The 10,602-nt window shown below is 67.6% G+C and carries 8 protein-coding genes and 1 pseudogene; 5 read left to right on the top strand and 4 right to left on the bottom strand.

The window, feature by feature from the left end; genetic code table 11:
• Positions 1-152 precede the first annotated feature (152 nt).
• Entirely contained in the window at positions 153-1,637 is a 1,485-nt protein-coding gene (locus J7I89_RS22245) for a 6-phospho-beta-glucosidase (protein ID WP_214974878.1), read from the top strand.
• An 18-nt stretch (positions 1,638-1,655) separates the two neighbouring features.
• On the opposite strand, the gene J7I89_RS22250 is transcribed toward J7I89_RS22245, so the two are convergent.
• Positions 1,656-2,054 carry a helix-turn-helix domain-containing protein gene (locus J7I89_RS22250; protein ID WP_214974880.1) on the bottom strand — a complete coding sequence of 133 codons (399 nt, stop codon included), beginning with the start codon at positions 2,052-2,054 and terminating at the stop codon, positions 1,656-1,658.
• Positions 2,055-2,156: 102 nt separating this feature from the next.
• Between J7I89_RS22250 and J7I89_RS22255 the strand changes: the two genes are divergently transcribed.
• A complete protein-coding gene (locus J7I89_RS22255; protein WP_214974882.1) occupies positions 2,157-3,029 on the top strand; it encodes an SDR family oxidoreductase in 873 nt (290 codons plus the stop codon).
• Positions 3,030-3,184: 155 nt separating this feature from the next.
• On the opposite strand, the gene J7I89_RS22260 is transcribed toward J7I89_RS22255, so the two are convergent.
• Together J7I89_RS22260 and J7I89_RS22265 are read right to left on the bottom strand one after the other, a co-directional pair.
• A complete protein-coding gene (locus J7I89_RS22260; protein WP_214974884.1) occupies positions 3,185-4,459 on the bottom strand; it encodes a glycosyltransferase in 1,275 nt (424 codons plus the stop codon).
• A 190-nt stretch (positions 4,460-4,649) separates the two neighbouring features.
• Positions 4,650-5,495, bottom strand: a complete 846-nt coding sequence (locus J7I89_RS22265) for a hypothetical protein (protein ID WP_251045712.1) — start codon at positions 5,493-5,495, stop codon at positions 4,650-4,652.
• Between the two features lie 476 nt (positions 5,496-5,971).
• On the opposite strand from J7I89_RS22265, the gene mshA reads away from it, so the two are divergent.
• The 3 genes from mshA to J7I89_RS22280 all read left to right on the top strand — a co-directional run bounded on the left by mshA (position 5,972) and on the right by J7I89_RS22280 (position 10,154).
• Entirely contained in the window at positions 5,972-7,249 is a 1,278-nt protein-coding gene (gene mshA / locus J7I89_RS22270) for a D-inositol-3-phosphate glycosyltransferase (RefSeq protein WP_214974888.1), read from the top strand.
• Positions 7,250-7,301: 52 nt separating this feature from the next.
• Positions 7,302-8,984 (top strand): formate--tetrahydrofolate ligase, encoded by a 1,683-nt coding sequence (locus tag J7I89_RS22275; protein WP_214974890.1) that lies wholly within the window; start codon positions 7,302-7,304, stop codon positions 8,982-8,984.
• A gap of 210 nt (positions 8,985-9,194) precedes the next feature.
• Positions 9,195-10,154 (top strand): DUF559 domain-containing protein, encoded by a 960-nt coding sequence (locus J7I89_RS22280; RefSeq protein WP_214974891.1) that lies wholly within the window; start codon positions 9,195-9,197, stop codon positions 10,152-10,154.
• A 188-nt stretch (positions 10,155-10,342) separates the two neighbouring features.
• On the opposite strand, the pseudogene J7I89_RS22285 reads toward J7I89_RS22280, so the two are convergent.
• Positions 10,343-10,602 (bottom strand): annotated as a pseudogene (locus J7I89_RS22285) (inositol-3-phosphate synthase); the annotation flags it as partial.

Here is a 10,602-nt window from a genome sequence, read left to right on the forward strand (position 1 = left end):
GGCACATTACGCTGTGGGCCTTGTGGTTGAAACCCCGAGATCTGGGGGTGCGGCCGGTCCGGCAGAGTCTGCGGCCGGTCCGAGACGGCTCGGACGGTGGGTGGGCATGGAGGATGGGCGCGCAGAGGGTGACTGCGCATAGACTCCTTGCCATGCGGCTCATGATCGCCGGTGGCGGCGGATTCCGGGTTCCCCTGGTGTACCGGGCGCTCTGCTCGGGGCCATATGCCGGCCTGGTCCGCGAGCTGGTGCTCTACGACGTCGATCCCGGACGCCTGGCCGCCATCAGCGCCGTGCTGCGGTCCCTCGCAGGGGCGGCCACCGCGCCGAACGGAAGCTCCGCCGTCGGGCTGCCCCCCAAAGTCATTGCCACCACGTCGCTCAGCGAAGCGCTCACGGGAACGGATACGGTGTTTGCGGCGATCCGTCCGGGCGGAACAGCCGGCCGGATCGCGGATGAACGCGTCGCCCAGGACCTCGGGCTCCTGGGACAGGAAACCACCGGCGCAGGCGGCATTTCCTACGCGCTGCGCTCCATCCCCGCCATGCTGGGGCTGGCGCGCGAAATGCGGAAGCACTGCCCCGACGCCTGGCTGATCAACTTCACCAACCCGGCGGGCATGGTCACCGAGGCCCTGGTGCCCGTGCTGGGCCGGAAGGTCATCGGAATCTGCGATTCCGCGAGCGCGCTCGTCCACCGTGCGGCCCGCGCTGCCGGTGTTCCGCTGCCGGCCGGAAGGCTCGACGGCGTGGGCTACTACGGCCTGAACCACCTCGGCTGGCTGTACCGGCTCGAGTCCTGCGGGCGAGATGTCCTGCCGGACCTGCTGGCGGACGCCGACGCGCTGGCCGGCTTCGAGGAGGGCCGCCTGTTTCCGCAGCCCTTCCTTCGGGAGCTGGGCGTCCTGCCCAACGAGTACCTCTTCTACTACTACGAGACGTCCCGGGCGGCCTCTGCCATGCGCGCCCAGGGCATGACGCGCGGCGAGTCCATCCACGGGCAGCAGGCGGAGCTGTATCCGCGGCTGGCTGAGGCCGGGGATGCGGCGTTCAGCCTGTGGGATGCCGCCCGCAGGTCGCGCGAGGAGGGCTACCTGGCCGAGGCCCGGACCGCCGGCGAGGCGCGCGATGCGGAGGACCTCGCGGGCGGCGGCTACGAACAGGTGGCGCTGGCCGTGATGCGGGCGCTGGCCGGCGGCGGGGCGGGTGACCGCGGAGGCGCGGGTGACGGGGCCTCCGCGGTCAGCGGGGACTCTGCGGGCAGCAGGGTCGGCAGCACTGAGCTGATCCTCAACACCCCGAACTCGGCCGTCACTGGGTCCGGCCCCGCAGAGCCGGCGATCCCCGGGCTGCCGGGGGACGCCGTCGTCGAAGTTCCCTGCACGGTGACGTCCGACGGCGCCGTACCGCTGGCGCAGGACCGTCCTGCCGGGCCGCAGCTGAGCCTCATGCAGCGCGTGAAGCGCGTGGAGATCCTCACCGTCCGCGCTGCTGGGCACGGCGAGCGCGCTGCGGCGCTGGAGGCCTTCGCCGAACACCCGCTGATCGGTTCGGCGAAGCTGGCCGCAGCTCTCCTCAGGGGGTACGAGGCAGCCTTCCCCGGACTGGCCGGGCTGTGGAAGAGGCCCGCAGGATAGGAGCCGGGCCGCCGGCAGTTAACCGGGGTGTGCTGCTTTCCGGGAGGATTGCGCCATGATGTCCTCGGCGTGCTGGGCGATCCAGGCGACCAGGGGCAGCATCAGTGCGGCAAGGTCGCGCCCGCTGTCCGTGAGGCTGTAGTCGACCCGCGGAGGGATGATCGGCTGCGCGTCGCGCCGGACGAATCCGTCTCCTTCGAGCGTCTTGAGGGTTTGGGCGAGCATCTTCTCGCTGATGCCTTCGGCCCGCCGGCGCAGCTCGCTCCAGCGTTGCGGACCTTCGGCCAGCGCGACGAGGATCAGGACGCCCCACTTGCTGGTGACGTGGTCGAGGACGGTCCTGCTTGGACAGCCCGCAGGGAAAATACCGTCCGCAAAGGGGAAAACAGGCGTACTGGGCTGGGTACTTACCTTCATACCAGTACCTTACCTTTAAGTGCGTACTCTCTTTTGGGAAGTAATGACGCGGGCACGCGGTTGGCACCTGTGACAGTCACTCCACGGATGAAAGGGAAAACCATGACTATTGTTATCACCGGCGCTACTGGGCGCCTCGGCCGCCTCGTTGTTGAAGCACTCCTCGACCACAACGTACCCGCCGGCCAGATCGTGGCCGCCGGCCGGGATCTCGCCAAGATTGCCGACCTCGCGGAGCGCGGCGTCCAGGTCCGCCCGATCGACTACAGCGACCCCGATTCCCTGCGCCTGGCCTTCCAGGGCGCCGAGAAGGTGCTGCTGGTCTCCGGGAGCGAGGCCGGCCAGCGCATCGAGCAGCACCGGAACGCCATCAATGCAGCCAAGGAGGCTGGCGTCGGGCTGATCGCCTACACCAGCGTCGCCAACGCAGACAGCACCGGCATGCAACTGGCAGCCGAACACCAGGCCACGGAGGAGGCCCTCCGGGACTCCGGCGTGCCGTTCACTCTGCTCCGCAACAGCTGGTACCTGGAGAACTACACCGACCAGCTTGCCGTGCAGCTCCAGTACGGCGCGGTGCTTGGCAGCGCCGGTGACGGACGGGTCAGTGCCGCCACCCGGGCCGACTACGCCCAGGCCGCCGCAGCCGTGCTCCTCAAGGAGGGCCAGGCCGGAAAGGTGTACGAGCTCGGGGGCGACGAGCCGTTCACCCTCAGCGAGCTCGCCGGGGAGGTCAGCGCGGCCTCGGGCCAGCCGGTGATTTATCAGGATCTGCCGGCGGAGCAGTACACGCAGGCGCTGGTGGAAGCCGGGCTGCCGGAGTTCTACGCGGCCATCCTGGCGGACAGCGACCTCGGCCTCGCACGCGGCGAGCTGCTGGTGACCAGCGGGGATCTCAGCTCACTCATCGGACGGCCCGCCACCCCGATGCGCGAGGCCGTGCAGGCAGCCGTGCGGAGTCACCGCGGCGCCTGAGCCCGCCTCGTTTCGCACCGTCCACGCGGCGCGGTGCCCTGACAGGCGGCGCCCTGACAGGCGGCGCCCTGACAGTCGGCGAAAGAGGGCAATGGCCGCGGGAGGCTTGATCCTCTCGCTGCCATTCTGCCCTTGCGCTGCTGGGGCCGGCTCGTTCAGGACGGTTCGGCGGCCAGGATCGTGTCCAGCTCGTCGATGAGCCCGTCCACGCCAGGCGAAGCGGCGATCGCTGCGCCGATCCGCCTGCTGCCGGCCTGGTATCGCGGATCGTCCAGGACCTCGCGAACGGCGTTCCGGATGGCAGAGGGAGCCGGCCGCCCTGTCTTGAGGTTTATCCCTGCGCCGGCCCAGGCCACCCTGGCCGCTCCCTCGGGCTTGTCTTCGGTGTCGCCCGCGACAACGATGGGCACGCCGTTTTCCATCGCGTAGTGCAGTCCGCCGTATCCGCCGTTCGTGATGTAAACGGCGACCTTCGGTAGGAGTTCGGCGTCCGGTAGGAACTCGGCGGCGCGCGCGTTGGCCGGGAGCGGCGGCAGGGCGGACAGGGGACGCCGGCCGGTGCTGACCACCACCATGACGTCCTCCTCGGCCAGCGCTTCGAGCGTCGGAACGACCAAGGCCGTAAAGTCTTCGTTCGAGACAGTCCCCTGCGTCACGTAGGCAATTGGACGCGAGCCGTCGAGATCGCCCCACCAGGCCGGCTTCGCACTTTCCGTGGCTGCATTCCGGGACATTGGCCCGAAAAAGCGCAGGTTGTCCGGCGCATCGGATCTTGGGTATTCAAACTCCGGCACGGTGAACTGGGCGATGAGTTCGGCGCGGCGGGTCCAGTCCAGGATGAACAGACCGTCTTTCTCCGCTCCCACCAGCTCGCGCATGAGGGAGTCGACCTGCCGCTGGCTGTCCCGCAGCACAACGTTCATGACCAGCCAGTTCAGCGCCCTGTTCCGCAGACGGGACCCGCGCCCGCTTCCCGGCGGCAGCCCCATGCCGTACGGCGCGCAATCCTGGCTGGACAGGGTCAGCGGCAAAATGCCGCACGCGATTACGGCAGGACGCGTTTCGCGGGGCAGCCGTGTAAGGGCCGCCGCCCCGACAAAGGTCACCTCGGCGAGCACGGCGTCGGCCGGTTCGGCGGCGATGGCCGCCGCCAAGGGCTCGTATTGGCCGCGCGCCGGATCGATCACGAGCGCGCGCACCCCCTCACGCACAGCGGCAACGCCCGTGGCGGTGCTGGCCTGGGGCGGCGGATACTCGGCCCCCTTGCCGAGCGGAAGAAACTCCGCCCCCACTGCGCGGACAGCGTCCTCGTATGCGGGGCCGGTCAGGAACCGCACCCGGTGCCCGCGGGAGATCAGATGCCGCGCGACCCCCAGCATCGGTGAGACGTGCCCGTCGTGCGGTCCGCTGCAAACAATGATGGAGGCCATGGTTGGAGCTTAGGGTGCCGGCTCTACCCCGTCTACCAATCCGGCGGCCCAATGTGGTGGCCTACCGGGAGGTCCGCGCCAGCGGGTGCATCGCCGTCGGGTCTGAACTGTGGTTCACAGCCAGCCATGGCGCAGGGAGGCCCACAGGCGAGACCCTCTGCCAATGGCCCAGGCTTGGCGGCGCCTTTTACTACGGTGCGGAACGCGTACCTGCGTCCGTGCCCGACCCGGACGTTGGAACGAAGTTCCAGTCGAAAGACCCGTTGTCTCGGAGTGTCATCCGAAGGAACCCGTGAGTGTCGCTGAACCGCTTCACGACGTACGACGGACTGCTAGTGAAGGAGCGGAGACCGATACCTCCCGTGGACACCTGGAACGCTGTCATCCCGTCACTGACGCACTGGTCAGCGTTGTTCACTGGACATGACCGTTCGTAGTTGTGTTGTGACCCTGACAGGGTCAGACGGACCCGGTGCTTCCACATCACGTCGACCCACGGCTTCTGGTCAGCGGCCCGCTCATGTCCTTTCGTGTTCGACGTGAAGTACGGCTCGTGGTACACGACTGCCAGGTGCTTGCCCGCCGCCTTAGCAGCAGCGAGGTCGTTGTCCAGCCACGTCGTCAACGCCCGAGCCTGAGTGGTGTTGTACCGCCAGTGCGCGGACGACATGAACGCGAAGTGCCAGTTCCCGAAGTCCTTCGAGTACGGTTCCCCGTTCCCGATGAACCCACGTTGCTGGTTGATCGCAGCCTTCGCCGGAGACCCCGCGCATTGGCCATTCATGAAGTTGTCGAGGTCTTCGTTGCGGCCGGGTTTCCAGTCGTGGTTGGGGGCGGACACCCAGTACAACTTGGGCTTCGTGCCACCCCACAGCCGCGTCCAGTAGTTCACGTAGTCAGTGCAGTGAGCGGTGTCGTACTGGAAGTCCCCGAGCCCTAGGAACGCGTCAATCTCGTTGTTCTGCACGAGCCGGGTGATCGCCGCACCGTTCCGACCGGACGGGCTATCAGGCGCAGAGTTCTTGACGCCGTTCATGTCACCGACAGCAGCGATCCGAACATCACCCGCAGGGAACGCGGACTCGCTAGGCGGTTCCGGAGCGCTGGTGCAACCCGCGACAGAGGCCGCCAGAAGGGCTGCGGCGGTTGTGGCCACACTCCGGAAGGATCTGAGACGAGGGAGTGCTGAATGCATCCGATAACCCTTCGAGAAGCCGGACCGCAGGTCGGCCCCCGAGAGACACCAGGCCCACCGGCACCTTTGATACTCCTAAGGCCTGGACTGGCTGTCAAGAGTAGCGGTTCGCTCCGGAGATGCTCAGGCCGAACATGTCGCAGAAACGGCGGAGGCCAGCCAGGCGGAAAGCCGGTCCCGGACCGGCTGCGACAGCGGGGTTGGCCGCTGTGCACGAACCGCCAACGCCCGGGTCCTTCAGGAGTAGTGTTTTAGCGGATGCAGTTCCCGCATTTCAGGGCGCCGTTGACAGCGTCCCGCGAGCAGAGAGGAGAGCCATGACCCTGATCAAGCGCGTGGCCTTCCTGTCGCTGCACACGTCGCCGATGGAACAGCCCGGTTCCGGTGACGCCGGCGGCATGAACGTCTACATCCGCGGCCTCGCCTCGGCCCTCGCGGAGCACGGCGTGGAGGTGGAGATCTTCACCCGGTCCACCTCCGCCGGCCAGCCCGCCGTCGAGCATCCGGATCCCGGTGTCTGCGTCCACAACGTGATGGCGGGGCCGCCCCGGAAACTGCCCAAAGAGGAACTGCCGGAGCTGCTGCACAGCATGGTGGCCGAAATCGAACGGATCCGCGAGCGCCAGCCGCACGGCCGCTACGATCTCATCCATTCCCACTACTGGGTGTCAGGCGTGGCCGGGCTGGAGCTGTCCGACCTGTGGGGAGTTCCGCTGGTGCACACGATGCACACCATGGCCAAGGTCAAGAACCTCCTGCTGCAGTCGGGCGAAAGTCCGGAGCCGCGCCGCCGCGAGGACGGCGAACACCGGATCGTGGACGGCGCCGGGCGCCTGATAGCCAACACCAGCGCCGAGGCCGCCGAGCTCGTGTCGCACTACAACGCGGACTTCGACCACATCGACGTCGCTCCCCCCGGCGTTGACCTCGCCGTTTTCACCCCCGCGTTCCGCAGCCGTTCGCGCGCCGAGCGCGGCATCGCACCGGGCACGTTCCATCTTCTCTTCGCCGGCCGCATCCAGCGGCTCAAGGGCCCGCAGGTCCTGGTCAAGGCCGCGGCACTCCTCCGCGAGCGCCGTCCGGACATCGATCTGAAGCTGACTGTTCTGGGGGCCCTAAGCGGTGCCAAGGACTTCAATCTGAAGTCGCTGGTCAGCGCCGCCGGAATGGACGACGTCGTCACCCACCATCCGCCTGTCGGCGCACCGGCCCTGGCGGGCTGGTTCCGGTCGGCCGACGTCGTGGTGATGCCGTCGTACAGCGAGTCCTTCGGACTCGTGGCGCTGGAGGCCCAGGCGTGCGGCACCCCCGTGGTGGCCACCCGGGTGGGCGGACTGTCCCGCGCCATCAGCGAGGGCCGCACGGGACTGCTGGTGGACGGACACCGCGCGGCGGACTGGGCCGACGCACTGGAAGCCCTGTATGACGACCCCGCCACGAGGCAGGACATGGGCCGGGCGGCAGCGGTCCACGCCGAGAACTCCGGGTGGCAGCGCACGGCGGCCATCACGCTGGAGAGCTACCAGGCCGCCGTCGACGAATATTCCGGCAGCCAGAAGGTGCCGGCCGACTACGCGCCGCGGCTCACCGGCTGAGCGCAGACTGGAGAACCCCACAGGATTCCCGCCCCGACAGTGAAGGACGATGATGTCTGACAGCACCACCCTCAGCGACCTGGAAATCGCCCGCCGAGCTGTTCTGCGGCCCATCGAGGACATCGCGGCCGCGGCCGGCATCGATGCCGATGCCCTGGAGCACTACGGCCGCTACAAGGCGAAGATCGATCCCGCGAAACTGACGGCCCCGGCCGCTGCCGGGAAGGTGGTACTGGTCTCGGCGATGTCGCCCACGCCTGCAGGTGAGGGGAAATCCACCACCACCGTGGGCCTTGCCGACTCCCTTGCCCGGGCGGGCCACCGGGTGATGATCGCGCTGCGGGAGCCCTCGCTGGGCCCGATCCTGGGCATGAAGGGCGGGGCCACCGGCGGAGGGTTCTCCCAGGTGGTGCCGATGGACGAGATCAACCTGCACTTCACCGGCGACTTCCATGCCGTGACGTCCGCCAACAATGCGCTCATGGCCCTCGTGGACAACCACATCTACCAGGGCAACGAGCTGAACATCGATCCGCGGCGGATGACGTTCAAACGCGTCCTGGACATGAACGACCGGTCCCTCCGGGAAGTGGTGATCGGGCTCGGCGGCCCCACTCAGGGCATCCCCCGCCAGGACGGCTTCGACATCACCGTGGCCTCGGAGATCATGGCGGTGTTCTGCCTCGCTACCGGGATTCCCGACCTCCGCGATCGGCTGGGACGCATCACGTTCGGCTACACCTATGACCGCACGCCCGTCACCGTGGCGGACCTGGGCGTCCAGGGCGCACTCACGTTGCTGCTCAAGGAAGCCATCAAGCCCAACCTGGTGCAGACCATCGCCGGGACGCCTGCACTGGTGCACGGCGGCCCGTTCGCCAACATCGCGCACGGCTGCAACTCCCTCATCGCCACCCAGACTGCCCGCCGGCTGGCCGACATCGTGGTCACGGAGGCAGGCTTCGGTGCGGACCTCGGTGCGGAGAAGTTCATGGACATCAAGGCCCGCGTGGCCGATGTCGCGCCGGCCGCCGTGGTGGTGGTTGCCACCGTGCGCGCACTCAAGATGCACGGCGGGATCGCCAAGGACCGGCTCAAGGAACCGAACGTGGAGGCACTCGCGGCCGGGGTGGCCAACCTCCGCCGGCATGTCCGGAACGTCGAGAAGTTCGGCGTCACGCCCGTCGTTGCCATCAACAAGTTCGCCACCGACACCCAGGAGGAACTCGACTGGCTGCTCGACTGGTGCGCCGGCGAAGGCGTCCAGGCGGCAGTGGCTGATGTCTGGGGCCGCGGCGGTGGCGGCGACGGCGGAGACGAACTCGCCGCGAAGGTGGCTGCGGCCGTGGCCGGGCCCAATTCCTTCCGGCACCTGTACCCGTTGGAGCTGTCGGTGGAGGACAAGATCCGGAGCATCGTCCAGGAAATCTACGGCGCGGACGGCGTGGACTTCTCCGTGCCGGCCCTGAAGCGGCTCGCGGACATCGAGAAATACGGCTGGTCCGGACTGCCGGTCTGCATGGCCAAGACGCAGTACTCATTCACCGACGACGCCTCCAGGATCGGCGCACCCAAGGGCTTCACCATCCACGTGCGCGACCTCATCCCCAAGACCGGCGCCGGCTTCATCGTGGCCCTTACGGGTGCGGTGATGACCATGCCGGGCCTGCCCGCGGTTCCCGCGGCCATGCGGATGGACGTGGACGACGACGGCAATCCGGTAGGCCTCTTCTGATCCTCGCTCACTTCCTGCCGCCTCTTTCCCCACCCTCTCTCACCTCCTGCCGCTCTCCTCCCAACGCTCTCTCACCTCCTGCCGCTCCCCTCCCAACGCTCTCTCACCTCCTGCCGCTTCCCACCCAACGCTCTCTCACGTCCTGCCGCTTCCCAAGGCTGCCTGTGGATAACTTCTGCGGCGTCACCGCTTTTCGGTCAGAATGCCAGCATGCAAATGAGCAACAATCTGCCCGGGCTTCTGGCAACGACTCCATTCACGTTCGATTCGGCGCGGGCGGCCGGCGTTTCGGCAAGCAGGCTCCGGCGAAAAGACGTGGTCCATGTTGGTCGCGGACTCTACCGCCCGTCGGACTGGAGCTTTGAACTGGAGGCCGCAGCCCGGGCCCTGTCTGCTGCGTCGCCCGGGGCCTGGATTTCCCACGTCACTGCTGCGCGCCTTCGGTGCCAGCTGTTGCCACCCTGGCTGGCGGACTCAACGGAGCTCCATCTGAGCAAGCCCAGGTCCCTCCCCTCGGTGCGCCGCAAGGGCGTAGTTGGCCACACGGTCCTGGCCCGGGAGGACGAGATTGAATCGATCGACGGCATCCGCATCAGCACGCAGTCGCGGACCTGGCTGGATTTGGCAAGGCGGCTGTCGGTGAGTGATCTGGTGTGCATGGGCGATCAGATCATCCGGGTTCCGCGGGTTGAATTCGAGGGCCGGACCCAGCCCTTCGATACCTTGGACGGGCTCCGTTCCTTGGTCGGCCGTCATCCAAACCTTCAGGGTGTTGTCCGCGCCAGGGAAGCTCTGGATTTGATGCGGGTCGGCGCCGACTCTGCGCCGGAATCACTGCTGCGTTTGGCAATGGCCGACGCAGGTCTCCCCGAACCGGATCTCCAACTGGCATTGCGAGTCGGTGACGCTGCGTCACCGACGGCCGATCTCGGCTACCGTCACCGCCGCCTGGCCATCCAGTACGACGGCGGACATCACCTTCTTGACGCCCAGGCCCTTAGTGACAGACGGCGTGACAAGGCTTTCGAATCGGCCGGCTGGACTGTCCTGTTACTTCACAAGGACGATCTTGCTGATGGTTTCCAAACGGCCATCGGGAAGATCAAACGGATACTGCGCACCGCGTGGCAGGATCATCCCCACGCATCCGGATTTGCCGACGCCGGGTGAGAGAGCGTCACCTCGAAACGTGCAGGGAGTGAGAGAGGATCGCCTCCAGACCCGCAGGAAGTGAGAGAGCGTCCGACACTTTTCACGAAGAGGTCCGGCCCGCAGCTGGCCATCCGGCGCTACAGGACGCTTAAAGCACGACGCTCCCCCACCGAAAGTGAGAGAGCGTCGGGGAAGGAGCGAGGGGTTTAGCGTTCGACGTCGCCGCGGATGAAGGCCTCAACCTTCTCGCGGGCGAGGTCGTCGTTGAACTGCTCCGGCGGGGACTTCATGAAGTAGCTCGAGGCGGAGAGCAGCGGGCCGCCGATGCCGCGGTCCAGGCCGATCTTGGCCGCGCGGACGGCGTCGATGATCACGCCGGCGGAGTTGGGCGAGTCCCAGACCTCCAGCTTGTACTCCAGCGAGACCGGGGCGTCGCCGAAGTTGCGGCCCTCAAGGCGGACGAAGG

The organism is Arthrobacter sp. ISL-5, assembly GCF_018613835.1.
Classification (GTDB): Bacteria; Actinomycetota; Actinomycetes; order Actinomycetales; family Micrococcaceae; genus Arthrobacter.

Coding starts and splice junctions, on each gene's coding strand:
- J7I89_RS22245 (WP_214974878.1), top strand. CDS start 153: ATGCGGCTCATGATCGCCGGTGGCGGCGGATTCCGGGTTCCCCTGGTG.
- J7I89_RS22250 (WP_214974880.1), bottom strand. CDS start 2,054: ATGAAGGTAAGTACCCAGCCCAGTACGCCTGTTTTCCCCTTTGCGGAC.
- J7I89_RS22255 (WP_214974882.1), top strand. CDS start 2,157: ATGACTATTGTTATCACCGGCGCTACTGGGCGCCTCGGCCGCCTCGTT.
- J7I89_RS22260 (WP_214974884.1), bottom strand. CDS start 4,459: ATGGCCTCCATCATTGTTTGCAGCGGACCGCACGACGGGCACGTCTCA.
- J7I89_RS22265 (WP_251045712.1), bottom strand. CDS start 5,495: ATGAACGGCGTCAAGAACTCTGCGCCTGATAGCCCGTCCGGTCGGAAC.
- mshA (WP_214974888.1), top strand. CDS start 5,972: ATGACCCTGATCAAGCGCGTGGCCTTCCTGTCGCTGCACACGTCGCCG.
- J7I89_RS22275 (WP_214974890.1), top strand. CDS start 7,302: ATGTCTGACAGCACCACCCTCAGCGACCTGGAAATCGCCCGCCGAGCT.
- J7I89_RS22280 (WP_214974891.1), top strand. CDS start 9,195: ATGCAAATGAGCAACAATCTGCCCGGGCTTCTGGCAACGACTCCATTC.